Source organism: Mycolicibacter longobardus (genome assembly GCF_002102265.1).
Lineage (GTDB): Bacteria > Actinomycetota > Actinomycetes > Mycobacteriales > Mycobacteriaceae > Mycobacterium > Mycobacterium longobardum.
This window is the reverse complement of sequence record NZ_LQPG01000038.1, coordinates 1-25,770: the sequence shown is the minus strand read 5'-3', so window position 1 is coordinate 25,770 and position 25,770 is coordinate 1. Positions and strand designations below refer to the sequence as shown.

Sequence of the window (25,770 nt, the reverse complement as noted above, 5' to 3'; positions counted from 1 at the left end):
CGGCGGATCCAGGACCATGCAGTGATGTGCCCGCCTACGAGCGACTATGCCGCTACCGGGAGCTGATTGACCTGACATAACGGCGGTTGTCGCGCGTAGCCGGGCAAACACCACACCCCGAGCCCTCGGTTACGGGTGAAGCGGATGAGATTGCGGAGAGATTCCAGGGGACCGAAAAGCGTCAGCCCAGCGATGCCAGCGCCCGGACCAACTGGTCGACCTCGGCCATCGTGGAGTAGTGGCTCAACCCGATGGTCACCGCTCCCCCGATGTCGTTGACCCCGATCACGTCGAGCACCCGGGACCCGACGTTGGCGATCGCCAACACGCCGTTGTCGGCCAGCCGCTGCACCACCCGCTCGGCTGGCACCTTCTGTACCGCGAAGCTGACCACCGGGATACGCACGTCGGGCTGGCCGATCAGCATCACCAGCGGCAGCGACCGCAGCGAGCTCAGCAGATACTCGAACAGCCGGCTCAGATACGCCCCGGCCGACTGCATGGAGATGGCGAGCCGCTCGGGCCGACTACCCCGAGCGGACTCGTCGAGCGAGGCCAGGTATTCGACGCTGGCCACCAACCCGGCCAGCAGGCCGAACTGGTGCAGGCCGACCTCCAGGCGCGCCGGCCCGACGGCATGCGGGTTCAGCGACACCGATCCGAAGGTGTCGATCAGCGCCGGGTCGCGGAACACCAGCGCGCCCACCGGCGGCCCACCCCAACCGGCCGCGTTGACGGCCACCACGTCGGCCTCGACGTCGTTGATGTCGAGCAGCTGGTAGGGCGCAGTCGCGGAATGGTCGACCACGGCCACCCCACCCACATCGTGGATCAGTTTGGTGACCGGCCGAATGTCGGTGACGGTACCCAGGACACCGGACCCGGAGGACAGCGCCACCAGCCGGGTCGACGGGGTGATCAGGTTCGCCCACTGCCAGCTCGGCAGCTCACCGGTCTCGATATCCACCTCGGCCCATTTGAGCTTGGCGCCGTAGCGGTTGGCGGCCCGCACCCAGGGGGCGATGTTGGCCTCGTCGTCGAGCCGGGTAACCACCGTCTCGTAGCCCAGGCTCACCCGCGACGAGGCGGCGTCGGCCAGTGCGCTCAGCAGCACCGCACGGTCGGGGCCCAGCACCACCCCGGACGGATCGGCGCCCAGCAGGTCGGCCACCGCCTGGCGGGCTGCGACCAGCACCGCGGCACTGCGCCGCGCCGCCGGGTGCGGGCCCGCCGCGGTGGCCAGCGATCCGCGGAACGCGGTCGAGACCGTGGTGGCCACCGAGTCCGGTATCAACATGCCCGTCGGTGCGTCGAAATGCACCCATCCGTCACCGAGCGTCGGGTGCAACCCGCGCACTCGGGCGACGTCGTAGGCCATGGCAGCCACCTCAAAAGTTCTCAAGATCGGCGATCGGTGAACGTCTCGGATAACCGGATAGCTCCCCCACAGCGCTGAGCCGCGTCACCTTGGCAGACATACTAGTGCAGTGCTTCTGGGGTTCGGAATGGTCACAGCGCTTCTGCTGATGGTCCTGCCGGGCACCCTCGTCGCGGCCGGCGCGGGGCTGACCTGGCCACTGGCGGTGACAGTTGGCCCGGCGCTGACCTACGGCGTGGTCGGCCTGGCCGTCGTCCCATTCGGCGCAGCCGGAATCCCGTGGAACGCGGCCACTGCACTGGTTGCGCTGGTGGCGGTCGGCGCGCTGGCGGGAGGCCTGTCCAAGGGGCTGCGGGCGTTGCTGGACCGGCGCCCGGGCATCCATGTGGCGGCACCGTCATCCGCCGTCGGGCCGACACTCATAGTGGCCGCCGGAGCATTGCTCGGTGTACTGCTGATCGGCTGGGCGGCGGTGCGGGGCATCCCGAATTGGCAGAGTATTCCCAGCACCTGGGACGCGGTGTGGCACGCCAACACCGTCCGTTTCATCCTGGACACCGGCCAGGCGTCACCGACCCACATGGGCGAACTGCGCAACGTCGAAACCCACGCCCAGCTCTACTACCCGACGGCGTTTCACGCCCTGACCGCGGTGCTGTGCCAGCTGACCGGCGCCGCCCCCACCACCGCCTACACCCTGGCCGGCCTGGCCGCCTCGGTCTGGCTGTTCCCGGTCAGCGCCGCGCTGCTCACCTGGAACCTGCTGCAGCGGGTCACCACGAGCACCGTGACTGCGGTCTGCGCGGGCACCGCCGCCGCGCTGTCGGCGTCGTTCACCGCGCTGCCCTACGTCGAGTTCGGCACCGCGGCCATGCCCAACCTGGTGGCCTACGGGCTGGTGGTGCCGGCCTTCGCGCTGATCACCGCCGTCCGTACCGTGCGGGACCGGATCCCGGTGGCGGTGCTGGCGCTGTTGGGGGTCTTCTCGGTGCACCTGACCGGCGGTGTGGTGACGGTGTTGCTGGTGACGGCCTGGTGGCTGTGCCCCAGGGACGGCGCGCTGTGGAACCCGCTGCGCGGGAAGCGGCGTGACGCGTTGGCGCTGTTCGGGGTGCTGGCCCCGACCGGGCTGCTGCTGATGCCGCAGCTGCTCAGCGTGCGCAAGCAGGCCGAGATCATCGCCGGGCATGCGTTTCTGACCCACGAGGGCCGCAAGTCGGGTCTGCGTGACGCGCTGCTGCTGCACACCCGCCACCTCAATGACTTTCCGATCCAGTACGCGCTGGTCGGGCTGACCGCGGTCGGGGCGGCGCTGCTGCTCTACAAGAAGGTGTGGTGGCCGCTGGCGCTGTGGGCGGTGCTGGTGGTGGGGGTGGTGCAGTCCTCGGCTCCGCTGGGAGGTCCGGCGGGCGCCGTGGTGGGTGCCTTCACGGACCTGTTCTACAGCGATCCGCGCCGGATCATGGCGGCGATGACGCTGCTGCTGATTCCGATGGCCGGCGTGGGACTGGCAGCGCTGGCGGGGCTGGTGTCCAAGCCGGTGGGTGCGCGTGCCCGGCCGGCGCTGACCGCGCTGCTGGCGGCGACTGTGCTGGTCGGGCTGGCCTGGCACTACCTGCCGCGGCACGCGTTCCTGTTCGGCGACAAGTACGACTCGGTGATAGTCGACTCCCGCGACCTGGAGGCGTTCGCCCACCTGGCGGCCCTGCCCGGGGCCCACGACACCGTGATCGGCAACGCCAACGTCGACGGCAGCGCCTGGATGTACGCCGTCGCGGGCCTGCACCCGCTGTGGACGCACTACGACTATCCGCAGCAGCAGGGCCCGGGTCCGCAGCGGTTCACCTTCTGGGCCTACGCCGACGACGCCGACACCGATCCGCGCGTGGCGCAGGCAGTCCAGGGCCTCAATATCCGCTACGTGCTGATCAGCAGCCCAACGGTGCGCGGGTTCTCGCTGCCCGACGGACTAGTGTCACTGGGGAAATCGCGGTCATGGGCCAAGATCTACGACAATGGCGGGGCCAGCATCTACGAATGGCAGGGAGGCGGAGGGCGTTGACCACCGGCAACAACAATGCAGCCGAGGCAGACGGTGTCGAGATCATCAGCGGCTCCGACCCGCGGATGCTGACCGCCGGTGAGCAGGCCGAGACCGACGACGAGAAGTCGGTGACCGACCTGATCGAACAGCCCGCCAAGGTGATGCGGATCGGCACGATGATCAAGCAGCTGCTCGAGGAGGTGCGGGCCGCTCCGCTCGATGACGCCAGCCGCGTGCGGCTGCGCGAGATCCACTCCGCCAGCATCCGTGAGCTCGAAGACGGGCTGGCCCCGGAGCTGCGCGAGGAGCTGGACCGGCTGACGCTGCCGCTGCGCGAGGACGCCACGCCGTCGGACGCCGAGCTGCGGGTCGCCCAGGCCCAGCTGGTCGGTTGGCTGGAGGGCCTGTTCCACGGAATCCAGACGGCGTTGTTCGCCCAGCAGATGGCGGCCCGGGCGCAGCTCGAGCAGATGCGCCACGGCGCGCTGCCGCCAGGTGCCGCCCCCGGCGGGCACGCCCACGGCCACGGCTCCGGCCAATATCTCTAGGCCCACAACGGTATTGCCGTGTCCAGCACCGAGCCGCATATCGAGACCCATGACGCGTGGGTCGAGTTCCCCATCTTCGACGCCAAGTCACGTTCACTGAAGAAAGCGTTCCTCGGCAAGGCCGGCGGGGCGATCGGACGCAACAGCTCCAACGTGGTGGTGGTCGAGGCGCTGCGCAACATCACCATGTCACTGTCGCTGGGCGACCGGGTGGGTTTGGTCGGGCACAACGGCGCCGGCAAATCCACACTACTGCGGCTGCTTTCGGGTATCTACGAGCCGACGCGCGGATCGGCATCGGTGGTCGGGCGGGTGGCGCCGGTGTTCGACCTCGGGGTGGGCATGGACCCGGAGATCTCCGGCTACGAGAACATCATCATCCGGGGGCTGTTCCTCGGACAGACGCGTAAGCAGATGGCCGCCAAGGTCGACGAGATCGCCGAATTCACCGAGCTGGGCGACTATCTGGCGATGCCGTTGCGCACCTACTCCACCGGGATGCGGGTGCGGTTGGCGATGGGAGTGGTCACCAGCATCGACCCGGAGATCCTGTTGCTGGACGAGGGAATCGGCGCGGTGGACGCCGAGTTCCTGAAGAAGGCCCAGACTCGGCTGCAGAAGCTGGTGGAGCGGTCCGGGATCCTGGTGTTCGCCAGTCACTCCAACGAATTCCTGGCCCGGCTGTGCAAGACCGCGATGTGGATCGACCACGGCACCGTCAAGATGACCGGTGGTATCGAGGAGGTGGTCGGCGCCTACGAGGGCCCGGACGCCGCCCGGCACGTGCGCGAGGTGCTGGCCGAGACGCAGGCCGGGGATCAGGTGTGACCGAAACCGTCTACGCCGTCTATGCAGTTGTGGTCACCCACCGACGGCCGCAGCAACTGGCCGAGTCGCTGAAGGCACTGGTGACCCAGACCCGTGCGCCCGACCACGTGATCGTCGTCGACAACGACAACGATGCCGCGGTGGCCGAGTTGGTGGCCGGGCAACCGGTGCCGTGCACCTACCTGGGATCGCAGCGAAACCTGGGTGGCGCAGGGGGTTTCGCGCTGGGAATGCTGCACGCCCTGGCGGCGGGCGCGGACTGGGTGTGGCTGGCCGACGACGACGGGCGCCCGGCGGACCCGGGTGTGCTGTCTGCGCTGCTGGCCTGCGCCGCCAAACACGGGCTGGATGAGGTGTCGCCGATGGTCTGCAACATCGACGACCCGTCCCGACTGGCGTTCCCGCTGCGACGCGGGCTGGTGTGGCGGCGCGAGGTCAGCGAATTGCGCAGTGGCGATGACGACCTGCTGCCGGGGATCGCCTCGCTGTTCAACGGGGCACTGTTCACCGCCGACGCCCTGGACGCGGTGGGGGTGCCGGACCTTCGGTTGTTCATGCGGGGCGACGAGGTGGAGGTGCACCGCCGGCTGGCGCGGTCCGGTCTGGCGTTCGGCACCTGTCTGAAGGCGGCCTACCTGCACCCGTGCGGATCGGATGAGTTCAAGCCGATCCTGGCCGGCCAGATGCACGCGCAATACCCGGACAGCGCCACCAAACGTTTCTATACCTACCGCAATCGCGGCTACCTGATGTCCCAGCCCGGGATGCGCCGGCTGCTGATCCAGGAGTGGCTGCGGTTCGGCTGGTTCTTTCTGGTGACGCGCCGCGATCCGGCCGGCCTGATCGAATGGGCCCGGCTGCGCCGGCTGGGGCGTCGGGAGCAGTTCACCAAACCCGGGGAGCAGCAATGAGTTTCACCGATGTCGCCGCCCAGTCCAAGACGTTTGCGCGGGCGCGGGCCGACCTGGTAGACGGGTTCCGCCGCCATGAGCTGTGGCTGCACCTGGGGTGGCAGGACATCAAGCAGCGCTACCGGCGCAGCGTGCTGGGCCCGTTCTGGATCACCATCGGCACCGCCACCACGGCGGTGGCGATGGGCGGGCTGTACTCCAAGCTGTTCCACCTGGACCTGGCGGTGCACCTGCCGTACGTGACGCTGGGACTGATCGTCTGGAACCTTTTGAACGCGGCCATCCTGGAGGGCGCGGATGTGTTCGTCGCCAACGAAGGGCTGATCAAACAGCTGCCGACACCGTTGAGCGTGCACGTCTACCGGTTGGTGTGGCGGCAGATGATCCTGTTCGCCCACAACATCGTCATTTACCTGCCGATCGCGTTGATCTTCCCCAAACCCTGGTCCTGGGCCGATCTTTCGGTGATACCGGCGTTGTTGCTGATCGCGCTGAACTGCGTGTGGGTGTCGCTGTGCTTCGGGATTCTGGCCACCCGCTACCGCGACATAGCGCCGCTGCTGTTCTCGGTGGTGCAGCTGCTGTTCCTGATGACGCCGATCATCTGGAACTACGACACGCTGCGGGCACAGGGGGCGTCGCGCTGGACGACGGTGGTGGAGTTCAACCCACTGATGCACTACCTGGAGATAGTGCGGGCGCCGCTGCTCGGGGCACACCAGCCGCTGCGGCACTGGGCGGTGGTGCTGGTGCTGACCGCGGTCGGCTGGGCGGTGGCCGCGGCGGTGATGCGCCAGTACCGGGCGCGGGTGGCGTACTGGGTGTAGGCGTTTTCGCTCGGCCCGGCATGAGCCGCGGAGCGTAGGACGCTGCTTAAACTTTTCAGGTGGCCGAGACGAAACCCAGTCATCTGCACCTGTCCACCCAAGTGTGGCGATTCCTGATCACCGGGGCGCTGTCGGCGGTGGTGGACTTCGGGCTGTACCTGCTGCTGTACCTGGGCGCCGGCATCAAAGTCGACCTGGCCAAGGCGTGCAGCTTCATCGCCGGCACCACTACCGCGTACCTGATCAACCGGCGCTGGACCTTCCAATCCTCGGCCAGTACCGGTCGATTCGCGGCGGTAATGGCGTTGTACGCCTTGACGTTCGCGGTCCAGGTGGGGATCAACCATCTGGTTCTGCGGCTGCTGGACTATCAGCATTGGGCGCTGCCGGTGGCGTTCGTCATCGCGCAGGGCACCGCGACCGTCATCAACTTCGTCGTGCAACGGACGCTGATCTTTCGAGTGCGCTGATCTCAGTCGAGCTCGCGGGCCTGAAATCCAGGCCGCACCTGGGCAATTCGGGCATAGTCGCGATCTCGGTGCAATACGCCGGCACCGTGGTAGATGGCGGTTTCAGCAATGAACAGATCCGGCAGCGGTGTCCGATGCCACATCCCGCGGTGGTGGGCCAGATCGTGCTGTAGAAGATGGACCCGCTGGAAAATATCGGTTGGCGCAGCCAAAACCCGAAACGCGCTACGCAAAGATGCGCGTTGGCTGTCGTAATCGGAGGCCGATCGCGCCGAATACAACCACTCCAGTTCGCCAATCTCGCAGATCACGAGGTCGGCCAAGTCGATATCCGGCGGCGGTGACTTCCCGGCCAACAGTCGCACGTGTGCGCTCTTGTCCAGTAGCCAGACTGTCATCGCCAGGCCTGGTCGGCGCGCAACACATCGACGTCAACCTGCGCTTCGGCCTGTGCGATGTGGTCGGCGACCCGGCGGCGGCGTGCACTCGTTTGACGCTCAGCATCTGCCACCAGGAGCCGCAGCGCCTCTTCGACAGTTGAGCGCAATGTCTGCCCGGTCGCGGATTGCGCAGCACGCACCAGGTCTTCATCCAACTCGATCGTCGTCCGCCGAACCGTCATGCATACATACTATGCATTCTACGTACATATAAAACCATCCGAGGGACCAGCCGGGACCATATGTGGGAAATTGCCCGCCTATGAGCGACTCAACGCGGCCACGATCGATGGGGCTGCGGTAAGAGCCGGCCGGGTCCGCTGACCTCATGCCGGCGTGAAGGGCGGTTCCAGGCCGGGGAACATCGGGAAGTGCCGCACGTTCAGGGTGGCCAACTCCAGCCCGTTGACATCAGCTGTTGCGGCGATCAGGTAACCACCCAGTCCGATACCGTTGTGGCCACGACGGTACTGGCGCATCAGCTCACCGGCGCGACGGGCCACCAACTCGGTTGCCGGCTCGATGTGAAACGCCGAGAACAAGCGCCACACCGCACTTCGCTCCGCAGAGCGCATTCCGCCTGAGACTTCGGTGACGGAGACCACGCTGAGAGCCACCGGACCGGTGCGCCGAGCCCGGATCAACCAGTCGCGGGCCGTCGAATACCCCCGAAGATGCGCGATGAGCACATCCGAGTCGACAAGGATCACCGCTGGCGATCCCAGATCCGCGTCAGGTGCCGCTGGCGTTCACCAGGGCCTCGTTCCGGCGCCTCAAGATCGACCAAGATACCGAAGGACTGCTCGATCGCGGAAACATCGGCGTTCACGGTGGGGTTTGCGCCGGCGAGTGCCCGGTCGACGAACCGGCGGATCAGCTCTGCGCGGGAGACACCTTCCTGCTTCGCCAGGAGATCGAGGCTCGCAGTCTGCTCCTCGTCGAGATAGATGTTGGTCCGGCGCATACACCAGAATATACATCATAGTGGGCGTAGGGGAGCCAGACAGGCAAACGCACCACGGCCCGGTCTTGCAACCGGGCCGTGGCGTTGGCGGTTGGAGGTTACGGGTTGTCCGCCCCATTGGCGCCGGGCAGGCCGGGAGTTCCGTTCCCGCCGTCCTCGCCGTTGCCACCATTGCCACCGTTGCCGAGCGTGCCGTTCACGTCGCCACCGACGCCGCCGTTGCCGCCCTTGCCGCCAACGCCGCCGACGCCGTCACCACCGGCACCACCGTTACCGCCGAGGCCACCAGAGTTGACCCCACCGGTAGAGGTCTGGCCACCAGACATCCAGAAAGTGCTGTTGCCGCCGTTGCCGCCGTTGCCGCCGACCGCGCCGTTGGTGCCGTCGACACCGCCGTCGCCACCGTTACCACCGGCCGAGGTGCCGTTGATGATCTCAGTTCCGGCCGCTCCGGACGGGTCATAGGCCTGAATCCAGCCCATACCGCCATCGCCACCGTTACCGCCGAGACCGTCGCCACCGTTGCCGGAGGTCGCGACCCCGCCGGTGATGCTCCCGTTCAAGCCGGCGACGTTGGTGAACCCACCGGCGCCACCAATAGCCCCCGCAACGCTGGCGTCGCCGCCGTTACCGCCCGTGGCCTGAGCGTCGGCAACACCGGTAGGCCCGGCAGCCATCACCAGTGCAGCACCGCCGTTACCGGCCTGCCCACCGTTGGTGGCGACACCACCGTTGCCGGCGGTAGCGCTACCGCTCACGGTCCCACCGGTGGGAGGCGTGTTACCGGAGTAGCCAGCCTGCATCTCGGCCCAACCGCCGCCGCCACCGATGCTGCCGGCGCCGGTGCCGCTCCCACCACTGCCGCCGGTAGCGGTGCCGGTGACTGTGCCGCCGGTAGCGGTAACACCCGCTGCGCCGCCGGCGCCACCCTGGCCGCCGTCGCTGCCGGCGCCACCGGAACCGCCGGCGGCCGTGGCGGCGTTGACCTCACCACCGCCACTTGCCGTGATGGTGCCCGCACCACCCTGGCCGCCGACGCCGCCGTTGCCATCACCCGCACCGGCGTTACCGCCGATCGCGTCCGAGTCGGTGACGGCGCTGCCGGCACCGGTCGCGGTGATCGTCGCCGCGCCGCCGACGGCGGTGTCGGAGCCGACCCCGGCGGTCGCGGAACTGTCCTCGATGCTGGTACCACTGTTGGCGACCACCGAAGCGGTGCTGCCGTTACCGCCAGCGCTGCCGTTCCCGCCGGTGGCGCTGCTGTCAAGGACAGTGCTTCCAACGCCGTTGGCCCTTACCTCGCCTAGCCCGCCGTTGGCGCCGGTGGCACCGTGCCCACCGGTCGCGGTGCTGCCGCTGATGGTGTTGTTGGCGGTCGAGGTGCCACTGACCGAGATGATGCCCTGTCCACCCTTGCCGCCATCGACGCCACCCAGGCCAGCCCCACCGTTACCACCGGTCGAGGTGCCCTCGACGGAGCTGCCGTTACCGCCGTTGCCGTTCGAGCTGCCCACACCGATGACGCCGCGACCGCCATCACCGCCCGTGTTGCCGGCACCGGTGCCACTGCCGCCGTCACCGCCGGTCGCGGTGCCGGCTGCCTCGGAGTTGTTACCCATGGCGACCACCTGGCCGAGCCCGCCCGCACCGCCCTTGCCGCCGTCGATGCCCGCACCGCCGATACCGCCGTAGGTGTTGCCCGAGACCTCGGAGTCATTTCCGGTGGCCAGTGTGCTGGCCCCGCCGCCGACACCACCGGTGCCGCCACCAGTCGCCTCGCCGCCGACACCACCAAGGGCATACCCGGTGGCAGTGCTGTCCACGCCGCCCGCATAGAAGCCGGTCTGGATCCAGGCGCCGCCGCCGGCGCCGCCCTTACTGCCGGCACCGTCGGCGTTTCCGCCGGCGCCACCGATCCCGGTGCCGTCCGCGGTGCTGTCGACCCGCTGGGCGAACGCCCCACCCTGAGCGCCCGCACCGCCGACACCGCCGTTGGTACCGGCACCACCGGCACCACCGGTGCCCGTGCCGCTGGCCGTAGCACCGGCCGCTGTGGCGGAAATGGCGCCCTGACCACCGGCACCACCAGTTCCACCGGTGCTGCCGGCGCCACCGACACCGCCGGTGGCCTCACCGTCAGCCGTGGCGCCGTCGGCTATCGCCCTCACCAGGCCCTCACCGCCAGCGCCGCCCTTGCCGCCGTCGCTGCCGTTACCACCGGCACCACCAGTGGCCGTGGCGTCGCTGACCCCGCCGCCATTGCTCGCCGTGATGGTGCCCGCACCGCCGACACCGCCGACACCGCCATTGGCGTCGCCCGCACCCGCGTTACCGCCGATCGCGTCCGAGTCAACGACCGTACTACCGGCACCGGTCGCGGTGATCGTGGCCGTACCACCGGCCTTGCCATCGACGCTGTCAGCGGCAGTAGCGGTGCTGTTGGTGATCACACCACCGTTGGTGGCTGTCACCGAGCCGGTGCTACCGGCCGCCCCGGCACCCAGGACGCCATTGCCGCCGTCACCGCCGGCTGCGCCACCACTGGCCGCGCTGTTGCTCCCGTCGGCCGACAGGGTCGCGGCGCCACCGGCACCGCCGACGGCGCCGGTCACGGCACCACCGTCACCGCCGTCACCTGCGACGACACCGCTGGTGGCGTTAGCTGTACCACCGTTGGTGCCGCTGACCGTGGCGGAACCACCCGCACCGCCGGCCAAGCCGGCCACGGTCGCGGTGGCGTCGCCACCGGTACCACCGGAGCCGCCGGTCGCCGCACCGCCGGAAGTGCCGACGTTAGCCGTGATGGTGGCCGTGCCAGCCGCACCACCATTACCTCCGGCCTTGCCGCCGAGGGCGTCACCACCGTTACCGCCGTTGCCGCCGGTAGCCGTGGTGGTGTCATCGCCATTGCCGTCAACGGTGTTGGTCACCGTGCCGCCGTTCTGCGCCCTGATGGAGGCGGCGCCACCGGCCACGCCGGCGCCACCGTTCGCGCTGGCGCTGGCGGTGCCGCCGACACCACCGGCGCCGCCGGTCGCGGTTCCGCCCTCGACGATGCTGGCACCGTCGGCGGAGATCGTCGCAGCACCACCGACTCCGGAGGCGGTGCCTGCCAAGGCACCCGTCCCGCCGGCGCCACCGACAGCCGTGCCCGTGGCGCTGCTGGTGTCGAGTGCCGTGATCGACGCGGCACCGCCCGTGGCACCGTTGGCCCCGGCCTTGCCCGCATTGGCATCGCCGCCGTCGCCGCCGCGGCCGCCGGTGGCCGCACCATCGGCCGTGCCACCGTTACCCGTGATGGTGGCCGTGCCGCCGCTACCACCGTTGCCGCCGGCGAGGCCGCTGTTACCGGCACCACCGTCGCCGCCGTGGCCGCCTTCCGCTGAACCGCCGGCGGTGCCACCGTTGCTGGCAGCGATCGTGGCGACACCACCAGCACCAGCCTTGCCGGCGATGCCGTCGTTGGCCGCACCGTTGTTGCCGGCGTTACCACCGGTGGCATGGCCGTCAATGATCTGGCCGCCCGTGGTGGCGTTCAAAGTGGCATTTGCGCCGCCAACGCCGCCGGCGTCACCACCGGTGGCCGAGCTGTCCTCGATCGTGCTGCCGGTGCCGCTGGCGGTCAAGGTCGCTCCACCACCGGCGGCGGTGGCACTGGCGTCACCACCGGTCAGGTGGGTGTTGGAGACCTCGCCGCCACCGGTGACGTTCATGTTGGCGCCGCCGCCGCTGGCGCCGTCGGTGCTGGCACCGGCGATCACGCTGCTGTCGGTGACCGTTCCGCCACTGGTGGTGACGTTCGAGCTGCTGCCCTGACCGCCGGTCCAGCCGTGAGCGGCCTCGCCGGTGATGCCAGTAGCGACGTCACCGACACCATTGGTCCGAATGACGCTCTCACCGCCGCCACCGCCGTTGACACCGCCCTGACCCGTCCCACCGTTACCGCCGGTCATGTTGCCGTCGGCCTTGCTGAAGGCGCCATTCGCGTAGACCGCACCCGGCCGGCCCGCACCACCGTCGTTGCCGGCGCCGATACCGTCGCCGCCGTTGCCACCGGTGCCGGACCCGCTGGCCTGCGAACCTTCGCCACCCAGGGTGCGCACCTGCCCGGTCCAGCCGGCACCACCCTTGCCGCCGTCGATGCCCGCACCACCGGTGCCGCCGTACCCGCTGCCGGTAGCCGTCGAGTTGTCGGCGGCGGTGAGCACGTTGCCGGAGCCGCCGACACCGCCGGTGCCGCCGCCGGTCGCCCAGCCACCGGCACCGCCGAGGGCAAATCCGCTGGCGGTGCTGTTGGTCGCGCTGTAGGACAGGAAGCCGGCCTGGATCGAGCCGCTGCCGCCGGCACCGCCCTTGCTGCCGGCTCCGTCGGCGCTGCCGCCGGCACCACCGATCCCGGTGCCGCTGGCGGTGCTGTCGACCCGCTGGGCGAACACCCCGCCCTGAGCGCCGGCGCCACCGACACCGCCGTCGCTGCCGGCGCCCCCGGCCCCACCGGTGCCAATACCGCTGGCCGTGGCACCAGCAGACGAGGCGGAGATGGCGCCCTGACCACCGGCACCACCAGTACCACCCGTGCTGCCGGCACCACCGGCACCACCGGTGGCCGTGCCGCTGGCTGTCGCATCGGCGGCCGTGGCCGAAACCCTGCCTTCGCCGCCGACACCGCCGGTTCCGCCGTCGCTGCCGGCGCCACCGGCGCCGCCGGTGGCCGTGGCGTCGCTGACGTCACCACCGCCACTTGCCGTGATGGTGCCCGCGCCACCCTTGCCGCCGAGGCCGCCGTTGGCGTCGCCCGCACCGGCGTTGCCGCCGATCGCATCCGAGTCGGTGACGGTACTGCCGACACCGGTCGCGGTGACGGTGGCCCCGCCGCCCACTGCGGTGTCGGAGCCGACCCCCGCGGTCGCGGAGCTGTTCGTGATCTCACCACCACTGGCAGCCGTCACCGTGGCATTGGTGCCCGCACCGCCGGCGCTGCCGTCACCGCCGGCGGCGCTGCCGCCGGAAACGGTGCTTCCGGCGCCGGTGGTCGAAACCCTGCCCTCACCGCCGTTCGCGCCGGTCACGCCGTGACCGCCGGTCGCGGTGCTGTCGCTGATGCTGCTGTTGCCACCCGCGGCGCCGCCGACCGTGAGGATGCCCTGCCCACCGTTGCCGCCGACGACCCCGCCCAGGCCGGCCCCGCCGTTACCGCCGGTCGCGGTGCCCTGGACGGAGCTGTCGACACCAAGACCGGCCGAGCTCCCCACACTGACGATGCCGCGGCCGCCGTCGCCGCCGGTGTTGCCCGCGCCGGTGCCGCTGCCGCCGTCACCGCCGGTGGCGGTGCCGATGGCCTCGCTTTCGTTGCCCTGGGCAACCACCTGGCCGAGCGCCCCCGCACCGCCCTTACCGCCGTCGATGCCCGCACCGCCGACGCCACCGTAGGTGGTGCCCGAGGCATCGGAGTCGTTCCCGAAGGCGAGCACGGTGGACATGCCACCGGCACCGCCGGTGCCGCCGCCCGTCGCCTCGCCGCCGGCACCACCGAGGGCATATCCAGTGGCAGTGCTGTTCACGCCTTGCGTCGGTTGGGGGGAGTAGCCGGTCTGGATCCAGCCGCCGCCGCCGACGCCGCCCTTACTGCCGACTCCGTCGGCGTTCCCGCCGGCGCCACCGATCCCAGTACCGTCCGCGGTGCTGTCGACCCGCTGGGCGAACGCCCCACCCTGAGCACCCGCACCACCGACACCGCCGTCGCTGCCGGCGCCCCCGGCCCCACCGGTGCCGATACCGCCGGCCGTGGCACCGGCAGCCGAAGCAGAAATGGCACCCTGGCCACCGGCACCACCAGTACCACCCGTGCTGCCCGCGCCACCGGCACCACCGGTAGCGGTGCCGTCAGCCGTGGCACCGGCGGCCGTGGCCGAAACCCTGCCTTCACCACCGCCACCACCGGCACCGCCGTCGCTGCCGACACCACCGGCACCACCGGTGGCCGTGGCATCGCTCACCGCGCCGCCGTCACTGGCCACGATGGTGCCCGCGCCGCCCTTGCCGCCGACGCCGCCATTGGCGTCACCCACACCGGCGTCACCGCCGATCGCATCCGAGTCGGCGACGGTACTGCCGGCACCGGTCGCGGTGATGGTGGCCGTGCCGCCGGTCGCGGTCTCTGAGCTCTGCCCGGCGGTCGCCGAGCTGTTCGTGATGGTGCCAGTGTCGGTCGCGGACACCGACGCGTTGGCGCCGTCGTAGCCAGGGTTGGCACCGACCGCCGCGCCGCCATCACCGGCGACGGCCGAGCTGCCGTCGATGGAGCTTCCGGCGCCGTCGGCGTTGACGTCGGCGTAGCCGCCGGTACCCCCGTGGGCGCCGGCCTCGGTGGTGGTGCCGTTAGAGCCATTGCCACCGGCACCACCGTTGGCAGTGCTGTCGGTGACGACGCCGCCGTTGGTGCCCTCGACGCGGGCGCCACCGCCACCACCGCCGCCACCACCGCCGTAGCCGCCACCGGTAGCGCCGGTTCCGCCGGTTCCGCCGGCTCCGGCGACGGCGCCGGTACCGATCGCGGCACCGTCACCACCGTTGCCGCCGCTGCCGCCGTCGCCGGTGGCGCCACCGTCAGTTCCGGCGCCGCCGCGACCGCCGGTCCCACCGGTGCCACCGCTCTGTGCGTGGTCGTTGACCACTCCCTGACCTTCACCGCCGTGACCGCCGCGACCACCGGTGCCGCCCTCGCCGCCCCCGACGCCTCCGATTCCGGAACCGCCCTGGCCGCCGTCACCGCCGTCGCCACCGGTTCCGGCTTGGTCGCCGGTGCCCCCGTCACCGCCGTAGCCACCAATGCCGCCGTCGCCGCCCCTGCCGCCGGTGCCGTTGTCACCGTCCGTGCCTGCCGCGCCGTTACCGGCACCGCCGGTGCCGACAGCTCCGGCCTGACCACCGAGCCCGGCGCCGCCGCCGTTGCCGCCGGCCCCGCCGTTCCCGGCCGCCTGGATGCCGTCGCCGTCAGCGCCATCGGCTCCGTTGCCGCCGCTACCGCCCACGCCACCAGCACCACCGTTGCCGGCGTTGCCGCCGGTGCCGGTCGCGCCGCCGGAGCCGCCGTTGCCGCCGATACCGCCGGCACCACCACTGCTGCCGTCTTCACCGCTTTCGCCCGCGGCAACACCGTTTTGGCCGTTGTAGCCCGCACCGCCGGCACCGCCGGTGCCACCGTCACCGCCGTCGCCATCGGTGGCGTTACCGCCACCGACCTCTAGACCGCCGGCGCCACCATCGCCGCCGTTACCACCGGCACCGCCCTTGCCGCCGTCGACGCCGAGGGTGCCTTGTGCACCGTCGAAACCGGTACCACCAGCGCCACCATTGCCACCAACACCAGCCTTGCCATCGGCACCGCCGTTGGCCGGACCGCCCAAACCGGTACCACCGCTACCACCAGCGCCCGCGTTACCGCCAGCGCCACCGGAACCACCTTCGAAGCCATCAATGTGACCGGCATTGCCGTCATCACCGGCGGCGCCATGACCGCCGCGCCCACCGGAACCACCAGCGCCACCGACGCCGCCAACACCCTGGACACCGTCGTTGGTACCGGTACCGCCCTGGCCGCCATTACCGCCGTTACCACCGTTGGTACCCGACTCACCGGCACCGCCCGCACCGCCCGGCGTGGTCGCATCCGTCCCGTTGTCACCGTCGTAACCCGCGCCGCCCTTGCCGCCGGCGCCACCGTTACCACCATCACCCTGGGCGGCATTGCCGCCACCAACCTGGAGGCCACCGGCGCCACCGTTACCGCCGGCACCACCGGAACCACCGTTTTCACCGGAAGCGCCTGCGCTGGTGGAGGCTGCACCGTTGTAGCCCGCACCGCCGGCACCACCGTCGCCTCCGACACCGGCCGTGCCATTGCCACCGTTGGCAGCCGGACCGCCCAGGCCCGCACCGCCGACGCCACCTTGTCCGGCGTTACCACCCGCGCCACCGGCGCCACCGTTGCCACCGTCGACATGCGCCGCGGTGCCCCCCGCGCCATCTGCACCATCACCGCCAGCACCGCCGGAGCCACCGGCACCACCAGCGCCGCCGACACCCTGCTGGCCCGCCGTCGAGCCCGAGCCGCCGGCACCACCGGAACCGCCATTACCGCCATTGGTGCCCGACTCACCGGCACCACCGGCAGCACCTGCGACCGTCGCGTTGTCACCATCTTGACCGTTGTAACCGGCACCACCGGTACCGCCGGCACCACCATTACCGCCGACACCATCGGCGACACGTGTGACGCCGTCGGCCTTCAGACCACCCTGGCCACCGTTACCGCCGGCACCACCGGAACCACCATTCTCACCGGAAGCACCGGCACTGGTGGAGGCGGCGCCGGTGTAGCCCTTACCGCCCTGGCCACCGGCGCCACCGGCGCCGGCATTGCCGTCGGTTCCGTTGCCGGCCTGGGTGACACCATCGCCGCCGAGGCCACCGGTACCGGCCTTGCCAGCGTTACCACCCGCACCACCGTTACCGCCGGCGGTGCCATCCACGTGGCTGGCCGTGCCGTCGGTGCCGGCCGCACCGGCGGCACCCGCGCCACCGTTACCACCGTTACCACCGGCGCCGCCGAGACCGTCCGTGCCGTCGACGTTGCCCTGGCCGCCGGCGCCACCGACGCCACCGTTACCGCCGACGCCACCGTTGGTGCCGCTGGCACCCGGCGTCGATCCGGCCAGACCGTTGCCGCCGTTGCCGCCCTTACCGCCGGCGCCACCGGCGCCGCCATCGCCCTGGGTCGCCCGGGTCACACCGTCGACCTGCAGGCCGCCGAGACCGCCGTCGCCACCGGCACCACCGGCACCACCGTTGGTGCCGTCGATGCGCCCGACGCCAGTGTTGGAGCCGTGGAGACCGTCGTAGCCCTTGCCGCCGGCGCCACCCTCACCGCCGACGCCGGCCTGACCGTCGTTGCCGGCATTGGCGGTGGTGGTGCCGTCACCGCCGACGCCACCGGCGCCGCCCTTACCGGCGTTACCACCGGCGCCACCGGCCTGACCCGCCGTGCCGTCCACGTGAGTTTCGGTGCCGTCATTGCCGTTTGCACCCGCGGCGCCATCACCGCCGGACCCGCCGTTCCCACCGACGCCGCCGGCGCCGTGCGTCCCTGCGTTGGTCCCGGTGCCACCGACACCGCCGGCGCCACCGGCCCCACCGTTACCGCCATGCTCGCCGGCCTCGCCGGGGGCGGTCCCATTCTCGCCCTCGTAGCCGTTGCCGCCCTGACCGCCGGCGCCGCCGTTACCGCCATCGCCATCAGCGGCGCGGGTGCTGTCGGCGTTCAGGCCGCCCTGACCGCCGTTGCCGCCGGCGCCACCGGCCTGGCCGGCCGTGCCGTCGGGGTCGGACTGGGTGCCATGGTTGCCGTCCGCGCCGTCCTTGCCGTCGCCGCCGTTACCACCGACAGCGGCGTTGCCCGCCGCCGCCCGCGTGGTGCCATCGGCCTGCAGACCACCCAGGCCGGCGTTACCGCCGACACCACCGTTGCCGCCCGCGGTGCCCGCGGCCGCGGCGAGGTCGGCGGCGGCGTTGTAGCCATCACCGCCGACGCCACCGTTGCCGCCCTTACCGGCCGCACCGTCGGCACCGCTGGCGGCGTAGTTGCCACCACCGGAAGAACCGCCCGCGCCACCCACGCCGGCGTTACCGCCGTTGCCACCATGGCCACCGGCCCCGCCGTCGGGGTTGAGGGCGTCACCGTCCGTACCGGCTGCGCCGTGGGCCCCATCGGTGCCCGATCCGCCCTTGCCGCCGACGCCACCGGCGCCGTGCTGGCCCGCCGTGGAACCGGTGCCACCGACACCACCATCGCCACCGACACCACCGTTACCACCCGAGGTACCGGCAGCCGCGCCGATGTCGGAGGCAGCGTCATACCCCGCGCCGCCCTTGCCGCCGGCACCGCCGTCACCACCGGCGCCATCGACGGCACGGGTGCCATTGGCCTGCAGGCCGCCCTGGCCACCGTTACCGCCGGCACCACCGGCACTGCCGGCCTTGCCGTCCGGGTTCAACGCGGTGCCCGCGGCACCGGCCGCACCGTCCTTACCGTCGCCGCCATCACCACCGACACCGGCTACACCCGAAGCCGCGCGCGAGCCGTCGGCCTCCAGGCCACCCACGCCCGCGTTGCCACCGACACCACCGTTGCCGCCTGCGGTGCCCGCAAGCGCGTCACTGTCGGAGGCGGCGTCATAGCCGGCGCCGCCGACCCCGCCGCTACCGCCGGTACCGGCCGAGCCCGCCGTACCGCTGGCGGCCTGACCGCCTGCGCCCTGGCCACCGGCACCGGCCAGACCGGCGTTGCCGCCGTTGCCGCCGGCCTGACCGTCGGTGCCGTCGGGGCTCGCCGCGGTCCCTGCGTCACCGTCGGCACCGTCGACGCCGTCGCCACCCTCGCCGCCGTTACCACCGATGCCACCATCGCCTTGGGCGCCGGCCGCGCCCGCTGCGCCGCTACTGGCGAACCACCCGCCCGCGCCGCCCGCACCGGCCACGCCGGCCGCGCCGCCGTTACCGCCGGCACCACCGTTACCGCCATGGGTGCCATCAACGTCGGAGGTGGTGCCATCAGCGCCATCGGCACCGTGACCACCGACACCGCCGTTACCGCCCTCACCGGCCGCGCCGCCCTTACCGCCGGCGCCGAACCAGTTCGAGCCCCGACCGCCGGCGCCACCGTTACCGCCGGCACCACCATTGCCACCGTTGCCGCCGTTGCCGTCGCCACCGTTGGCGAAGCTGCCGGCCGCACCCGCGACACCGGTGAAGCCGTCGCCGCCGGCACCACCGGCACCGGCCGTGCTGAACAGACCCCACAACGCGGCGTCACCACCGGCACCACCGTTGCCGCCGGGTGTGCCCAGCGTGACGGCGTTGCCGCCGTTGCCACCGTCACCGCCGCGGCTGAACCACGAGTACGTGCCGGCGCTACCACCGTCGCCGCCGTTACCAACGGTGCCGTTACCGCCGGCACCGCCGTTGCTCCACCAGCCGAAGAGGCTGCCGTCGGCACCGTTGCCGCCGTTGTAGCCGTCACCACCGGCGCCACCGTGACTGAACGAGGAGAGCCAGCCGACACCACCACCGTCGCCACCGTTGCCACCGGTGCCGTTACCACCGGCACCACCGTGGCTCCACAGCGCCCACAGGCCGCCGCTGCCACCGTCGCCGCCGTTGTAGCCGTCACCGCCGACGCCGCCGTTGCTGAACCAGGCGAACCAGCCGGCGCTGCCGCCGTCACCGCCGTCGCCAGTGCCGAAGCCGTCACCACCGGCGCCGCCCCCGCCGCCGAACAGACCGCCCTGGCCGCCGTTACCACCAACAATGCCGTCGATACCGTCGGCGTCCCAACCCGCACCACCGGTGCCGTAGATCCATCCACCGGCGCCGCCATCGGGGTTGGCGGCCGTGCCGTCGGCACCGTTGCCGAACGGCATCAGCCAGTTGATGTCGTTCCAGTTGAAGGCCGCCGAGCCCGGCAGGCTGAAGTCGGCCGCACCGGCCAGGGCGTTGAAGTCCAGGTCGGCCAGCAGCGAGTCCCAGATGGCGGTATCACCGAGACCGTCGAAGAAGGGCGTCCAGCTGACCGGGTCCAGGATCACCTGCCAGGAGTCCAGATCGACGAAGTTGGCGCTGAGGCCGGCGAAGGCGTCATTCAACCCCTGTCCGAACAGGTCGAACAGCACATCCTCGATGTCGGCGTTCGCCGCGGGCGCGGCCGCCAGTGGAGCCATCCCGAACGTGAGGAACGCGCCCACCGCGCTTCCAGCTCCGAGAACCCGATTGCTGCGACGACGGTCCTGACGATGACGAGCCACGGGAGCCCCCCCTTAATAACTGATGGCTAACGAATGCGTAGCGACTTATGTGAGACTTAGGTTAACAGCGATTCAGATCGCGTCAACCGCAGTCCATGATCGCGGACTACCGGTTAGTAACCCCACATGAGCTGGGAAGATAGCTTTTTGAAACCCTTTGTTCTCAGATACTGCGAGGATTTCTCAGAAAAAAGTTTCGCGGAAGGCTGACCACCTGCGCGGGACGTTCGTCCGCAGATAAGGACCAAACAATCATCTGGGAGCGCTGCGGCGGTGTCGCGCGGCCGTCGACAGGTTTTCTTCAGATACCCCGCCGGGTGTGAAACACGTCATCGCCACCGCCCGCCCGACCCGGTCGACGTCGCCAACGTACTCCGCTGCCGACATATAGCTGCAGGTGAAAGGTAATATCCGGACGGCCTGCCGGGTGCGGGTGCGATGGCGGCCGACGACGTGAGCGGTAGGGCGACCATCGCGTCGGGACGCTCCGGCCCCGCGGCCCTGTCAGCTTGACGAGAGTTGTCACAGCTTTATCACAGGAACGGCATCTGATACCGGTGTGTTGCCAGGTCAGAGCCGCGATGTGAATGGTGAGAACTCCTCCCACGGGCTCCCGCCTCGGGCGGCCAGGGGTGCGTTCCTGACCGTCTTCACGGCAAAAAGACCAACGCGGCCACCCCGTAGCCGGGGTGACCGCGTTGGTCTATCGAGCGGGACTCAGCCGTTGGGGCCGGATCCGTTCGGACCGTCACCGCCCTGGCCACCGTCACCACCGTTGCCGAGGTTGCCGCCGTCGCCACCATGACCGCCGGCGCCGCCGGTTCCGGATGGACCGGTGTTGTTCCAACCATCACCGCCCTTGCCGCCGTTACCGACCGGGCCGGTGGGAGTGCTACCGGAGTCACCGTCCGTCGGGGTGCCGGAACCGGTCCCGGCGTTGCCGCCGCCGGCGCCCGGGTAGCCGACGTCGCCGCCGTCACCGCCGTCGCCACCGTGCTGGTTGGTGGAGTCGCCGTTTGCGCCGGCACCGCCGTCACCCGGGGTGCCGGTGGCTCCACCGTCGCCACCGTTGCCACCGGTTCCGGTGCTGCCCGCGGTGCCGTTTGTCGCGGTTCCGCCGGCGCCACCGTTGCCGCCGTTACCGCCCTTACCGCCGCTGGCGCCATCACCGCCGTCCTGGCCGTTGTTGGCCTTCCCGGCTACCCCGGATGCCAGCGCGCCGTCCGCGCCATTGGCTCCGCTGCCGCCGGCACCGCCGTCGGCGCCCTCGCCGCCGGCACCACCGTTGCCGCCGTCGCCGGACAGCGAACCGCCCAGGCCGCCCGCGCCGCCGTCGCCGCCCGCGCCACCGTCCTGGCCCTCGGTGCCGGACTGACCCGCGACGGTGGCGCTGAGGCCGGCCGTCCCGGCCGTGCCGCTACCACCGGCACCGCCGTCGCCACCATTGCCGATCGCTCCGCCGTCACCACCCCTGCCGCCGGCACCACCGGAAGCGCCTGCGGCAGCGTTCGGGTCGGTCGACGGGTCATACCCGGCACCGCCGTTGCCGCCGTTACCCGACGGCCCCACCGCGGGTGTTCCGGTGCTGCCGTCGGTGCCGTCGGTGCCGCCGCCGTTGGCGGTGGTTCCTGCTGTTCCGCCGTTGCCGCCCGTGCCGGCGACATTGCCCGGATCGCCACCATTGCCGCCGTCGCCACCGTTGGGGGTGGTGGCGTCGCCAGCTGCGCCGTGGCCGCCTTGGCCGCCTTCGCCCGCGGTTCCGGCGTTGCCGCCGTTGCCACCGTTGCCGTTGGCGCCGACGGTGCCGTGGCTGGTGGTGCCGGCATTGCCGCCGTTGCCTCCGGTTCCACCGGAGCCGGCCTCGCCGCCGTTACCGCCGTTGCCGCCGTTGGCGCCGGCCACCGATCCGGTGCTGGCGTCATACCCGGCGCCACCGGTACCACCGGAGCCGCCGGCCCCACCGTTGCCACCGGCACCGCCGTTGCCCGCCACGTTGGCCACCAATGAACCGCCGTTGCCACCGGCACCGCCGTTGCCGCCATTGCCGCCGGCCAGACCCTGGCCGCCGGCGCCACCGTTGGGAGCGGCGCTGGTGCCCGCGGTGCCGGCCGCACCGGTTCCGCCGACACCGGTCTTGCCGTCACCGCCGACGCCGCCGTGGCCACCATTGCCGATGTTGCCGCCGTTGCCGCCGGTGCCGCCGTTGCCGCCGCTGGTACCGCCGGCCGCTCCGGCATCGTCGGCGGCGTTGTAGCCGTCACCGCCGGCACCGCCATTGCCGGCCGGGCCGGTGATGCCGGCCCCGTCGGCGCCGTCGCCGCCGTTGACGCCACCGGTTCCACCGGTGCCGTGCGCGCCACCGGCTCCGCCGTTGCCCGCGGTACCGGCGTTGCCGCCGTCGCCGCCCTTGCCCCCGTTGACGGCCGATGCGTCGCCGTTGGCGCCGTTGCCACCATCACCTGGCGTGCCGGCGTCACCGCCCGCGCCGCCGGCGCCGCCGTTGCCGTTGGCTCCCGCGGTCCCGTTGGTGGCAGCGCCGCCGTTGCCGCCGGCACCGCCGTAGCCGCCCGCCTGGCCGTTGCCGCCGGATCCGCCGTCGGTGCCCGCACCGCCGGCCACGGTGGCGTTAGTGCCGGCCAGGCCGTCGCCGCCGGATCCACCCCTGCCGCCGGAACCACCGACACCACCGGCGCCACCGTTGCCCGAGGTCGAGCCGCCTGCGCCGCCGTCACCGCCGATGCCACCGTGGAAACCGGCCGTGCCATCGGTGCCACTGATGTGAGCCAGGGTGCCCTGGTTGCCGTCGGTACCGTGGCCGCCGGATCCGCCGGCACCACCTGTGCCACCGTTGCCGATATTGCCGCCGTCACCGCCCCTGCCGCCGTCGCCACCGATGCCGGTCGCGTTGTCATAGCCGGCGCCGCCGTTGCCGCCGTTGCCGGCCGGCCCAGACACATCCGCACCGTTGGTCCCGGCGCCACCGATCGCCGAGCCAGTACCGGCCGTGCCCGCGGCACCGCCCTGACTGGAGTCACCACCGCGGCCACCGTTGCCACCGTTGATATTGGCTGCGTCGCCGTTGGCACCCGTGCCACCGTCGCCGCCGGCGGCGCCGTCACCACCGCTGCCGGCATTGCCGCCGACACCGGTGGCCGCCGAGCTGCCGTCGCCGTTGGTGCCGCCCACACCTCCGTTCCCGCCGTTACCGCCGGCGCCGGCCGTACCGGCGTTGCCGCCCGTACCGCCGTCGCCGTCACCGGTGGCGAACGAACCCGCCGCACCGGCCAAGCCGGCCGCGGCATTGCCGCCGTCGGCGCCCGAACCACCATTGCCGCCGACACCACCGGTCAGCGAGGCCGAACCCGTACCGGCGTTGCCGCCCTTACCGCCGGAGCCGCCCGCGCCACCACTGGTGCCGGAGTTGCCGTTGCCGGTGGCATCGGTGCCGACGCCGTTGGTGCCGGCCACGCCGTTACCACCCTGGCCGCCGTTGCCTCCGTTGCCGTAGTTGCCGCCATCACCACCGGAACCACCGTTGCCACCAGACGCACCCGCCGTGGTGGAGGTGAAGCCGTCACCACCAGCGCCGCCGTTGCCGGCCGGACCAGACACATCCGCACCGTTGGTCCCGGCGCCACCGGTCACCGAGCCGGTACCGGCCGTGCCCGCGGCACCGCCCTGACTGGAGTCACCACCGCGGCCACCGTTGCCACCGTTGATGTTGTTCGCGTCACCGTGGGCACCGGCACCGCCGTCGCCGCCCGCGGCACCGTCACCACCGCTACCGGCGTTGCCACCGGTGCCGGCAGCAGCCGAGGTGCTGTCGCCGTTGATGCCGCCCAGGCCGCCATTGCCGCCGTTACCGCCGGCGCCGGCCGTACCGGCGTTGCCACCGGCACCACCATTGCCATCACCGGTGGCGAAATCACCGGCCGCACCGGCATTGCCCGCCGCGGCGTCGCCACCGTCGGCGCCCGAACCACCGTTGCCGCCGACACCACCGGTCAGGCTCGCCGAACCGGTACCGGCGTTGCCGCCCCTACCGCCGGCGCCACCGGAACCACCACTGGTGCCGGAGTTGCCGTTGCCGCTGGCATCGGTGCCGACACCGTTGGTGCCGGCCACGCCGTTACCGCCCTGGCCGCCGTTGCCGCCGTTGCCGTAGTTGCCGCCATCACCACCGGAACCACCGTTGCCGCCAGACGCACCGGCCGCAGTGGAGGTGAAACCGTCGCCGCCGTCGCCGCCATTGCCGCCGCTGGTCACGCTGTTGCCCTCGGTGCCCTGGGCGCCGGCATTGCCCCCGGTGCCGCCGGTGCCTACCGCGCCGCCGTTGCCACCGGCTCCCGCGGTTCCGGCGTTACCGCCGTTACCGCCGTTGCCGCCGTTGAGGTTTGCGGCGTCGCCGTCGGCGCCGCGGCCGCCGTCTCCACCGGCACCGGCGTCACCGCCCTTGCCGCCGGCACCACCATTGCCGTTGCCACCGTTGCTGGTGGCGCCGTGGCCCGCGTTACCGCCCGCACCGCCCTCACCACCGGCGCCGCCAGCACCACCGTTGCCGCCGTCCTCACCGGCGCCGTCATGGGTGCCCTGCACGCCGGCCTGGCCGGTGTATCCGGCACCACCGGCACCACCCAGACCGCCCTTACCGCCGGTACCGCCGTCGCCACCGGTTCCGGAGTTGGGGTTCAGCGCATCGCCGCCGGCGCCGCCGGCGCCGCCCTTGCCGCCGATACCACCGGCGCCGCCGTGCCCGGCCTCCCAACCGCCGGCGCCGCCGGCGCCGCCGTTACCACCGTTGCCACCGGCGCCGCCTTTACCGGCTTGGCCGTTCTCCAACAGGACACCGCTGTTTCCGCCCTTGCCACCGTCGCCGCCATTACCACCGTTTCCGCCGGCGCCGCCGTTACCCGCCGAGCCGGCGTTGCCCCCGGCGCCGCCGTTGCCGCCGGCGATCGTGAGTGCCTTGAAGCCAATGTCATTGGCATGGGCGGCGTTGTAAGCCGCCACGTCAAAACCGTCACCACCGTTGCCGCCGTTGCCGCCGTGATCGGCCTTCAGGCCGTCCGCGCCGTCGGCCGAACGCTCGGTGGTCGAACCACCATTGAGACCACCCTGGCCGCCGTGACCGATCGCACCCGAATCGCCACCGTCGCCACCGTGACCGCCGGTGGTGTGCTCACTGGTCGCATCCAGGCCGGCGCCGCCATCACCGGCGATTCCGGCGTCACCGCCCCTACCACCGACACCACCGAGGCCATCGACACCCGAGGAGCCCATGCTCGTTCCGGCACCCGCGACACCACCGGAGCCACCCTGGCCACCGTTGGCGCCATCACCACCATTGGCACCGTCGCCCCCATTGCCGTTGCTGGCGACCCAGTCACCCTCGGCTCCGTCACCACCCCGGCCACCGTTACCGCCGGCACCACCAGCACCACCGGCACCACCATTGCCACCGTTGCCGAAGAATCCGGAGGCCTTACCCCCGGCACCACCCTG

The 25,770-nt window shown here is 71.5% G+C and carries 13 protein-coding genes; 6 read left to right on the top strand and 7 right to left on the bottom strand.

The window, feature by feature from the left end; translation table 11 throughout:
- Window positions 1-181: 181 nt before the first annotated feature.
- Window positions 182-1,378: a cysteine desulfurase-like protein gene (locus AWC16_RS18980; RefSeq protein ID WP_085266299.1), complete on the bottom strand. Its 1,197-nt coding sequence runs from the start codon at window positions 1,376-1,378 to the stop codon at window positions 182-184.
- Between the two features lie 109 nt (window positions 1,379-1,487).
- Here AWC16_RS18980 and AWC16_RS18975 point away from each other — a divergent pair, with 109 nt between their 5' ends.
- From AWC16_RS18975 to AWC16_RS18950, 6 genes are read left to right on the top strand one after another with little or no spacing between them, the layout of a single operon-like run.
- A complete protein-coding gene (locus AWC16_RS18975) occupies window positions 1,488-3,440 on the top strand; it encodes a DUF6541 family protein (protein WP_085266298.1) in 1,953 nt (650 codons plus the stop codon).
- Complete coding sequence (locus AWC16_RS18970; protein ID WP_109561502.1) at window positions 3,416-3,970, top strand: bacterial proteasome activator family protein; 555 nt, start codon at window positions 3,416-3,418, stop codon at window positions 3,968-3,970. The genes AWC16_RS18975 and AWC16_RS18970 overlap by 25 nt, the downstream gene beginning before the upstream one ends.
- A gap of 18 nt (window positions 3,971-3,988) precedes the next feature.
- On the top strand, window positions 3,989-4,798 hold the full coding sequence (wzt, locus tag AWC16_RS18965; RefSeq protein WP_085266296.1) for a galactan export ABC transporter ATP-binding subunit Wzt/RfbE: 810 nt from the start codon (window positions 3,989-3,991) through the stop codon (window positions 4,796-4,798).
- Window positions 4,795-5,709 (top strand): galactofuranosyltransferase GlfT1, encoded by a 915-nt coding sequence (gene glfT1 / locus AWC16_RS18960; protein ID WP_085266295.1) that lies wholly within the window; start codon window positions 4,795-4,797, stop codon window positions 5,707-5,709. The genes wzt and glfT1 overlap by 4 nt, the downstream gene beginning before the upstream one ends.
- Window positions 5,706-6,536, top strand: a complete 831-nt coding sequence (wzm, locus tag AWC16_RS18955; RefSeq protein WP_085266294.1) for a galactan export ABC transporter permease subunit Wzm/RfbD — start codon at window positions 5,706-5,708, stop codon at window positions 6,534-6,536. Before glfT1 ends, wzm begins: the two co-directional genes overlap by 4 nt.
- A 59-nt stretch (window positions 6,537-6,595) precedes the next feature.
- Window positions 6,596-7,006, top strand: a complete 411-nt coding sequence (locus tag AWC16_RS18950) for a GtrA family protein (protein ID WP_085266293.1) — start codon at window positions 6,596-6,598, stop codon at window positions 7,004-7,006.
- A 2-nt stretch (window positions 7,007-7,008) separates the two neighbouring features.
- Here the strand turns inward: AWC16_RS18950 and AWC16_RS18945 are convergent, their stop codons facing one another.
- From AWC16_RS18945 to AWC16_RS24500, 6 genes are all read right to left on the bottom strand, one after another.
- A complete protein-coding gene (locus AWC16_RS18945) occupies window positions 7,009-7,404 on the bottom strand; it encodes a PIN domain-containing protein (RefSeq protein WP_085266292.1) in 396 nt (131 codons plus the stop codon).
- Window positions 7,401-7,628 (bottom strand): type II toxin-antitoxin system VapB family antitoxin, encoded by a 228-nt coding sequence (locus AWC16_RS18940; RefSeq protein WP_085266291.1) that lies wholly within the window; start codon window positions 7,626-7,628, stop codon window positions 7,401-7,403. The genes AWC16_RS18945 and AWC16_RS18940 overlap by 4 nt, the downstream gene beginning before the upstream one ends.
- Window positions 7,629-7,772: 144 nt before the next feature.
- Window positions 7,773-8,156: a type II toxin-antitoxin system VapC family toxin gene (locus AWC16_RS18935; RefSeq protein WP_085266290.1), complete on the bottom strand. Its 384-nt coding sequence runs from the start codon at window positions 8,154-8,156 to the stop codon at window positions 7,773-7,775.
- Window positions 8,153-8,410: a ribbon-helix-helix domain-containing protein gene (locus AWC16_RS18930; RefSeq protein ID WP_085266289.1), complete on the bottom strand. Its 258-nt coding sequence runs from the start codon at window positions 8,408-8,410 to the stop codon at window positions 8,153-8,155. The genes AWC16_RS18935 and AWC16_RS18930 overlap by 4 nt, the downstream gene beginning before the upstream one ends.
- A 98-nt stretch (window positions 8,411-8,508) precedes the next feature.
- Complete coding sequence (locus AWC16_RS25680; protein WP_165759266.1) at window positions 8,509-20,268, bottom strand: hypothetical protein; 11,760 nt, start codon at window positions 20,266-20,268, stop codon at window positions 8,509-8,511.
- Between the two features lie 717 nt (window positions 20,269-20,985).
- The coding region (locus AWC16_RS24500) for a PE family protein (RefSeq protein ID WP_165759265.1) at window positions 20,986-25,770 on the bottom strand (4,785 nt) is incomplete at its 5' end.

Excerpts from the sequence above, each read along its gene's own strand:
- AWC16_RS18940 (WP_085266291.1), bottom strand. The coding sequence starts at position 7,628 with ATGACGGTTCGGCGGACGACGATCGAGTTGGATGAAGACCTGGTGCGT.
- AWC16_RS18980 (WP_085266299.1), bottom strand. The coding sequence starts at position 1,378 with ATGGCCTACGACGTCGCCCGAGTGCGCGGGTTGCACCCGACGCTCGGT.
- AWC16_RS18930 (WP_085266289.1), bottom strand. The coding sequence starts at position 8,410 with ATGCGCCGGACCAACATCTATCTCGACGAGGAGCAGACTGCGAGCCTC.
- wzm (WP_085266294.1), top strand. The coding sequence starts at position 5,706 with ATGAGTTTCACCGATGTCGCCGCCCAGTCCAAGACGTTTGCGCGGGCG.
- AWC16_RS18970 (WP_109561502.1), top strand. The coding sequence starts at position 3,416 with ATGGCAGGGAGGCGGAGGGCGTTGACCACCGGCAACAACAATGCAGCC.
- AWC16_RS18945 (WP_085266292.1), bottom strand. The coding sequence starts at position 7,404 with ATGACAGTCTGGCTACTGGACAAGAGCGCACACGTGCGACTGTTGGCC.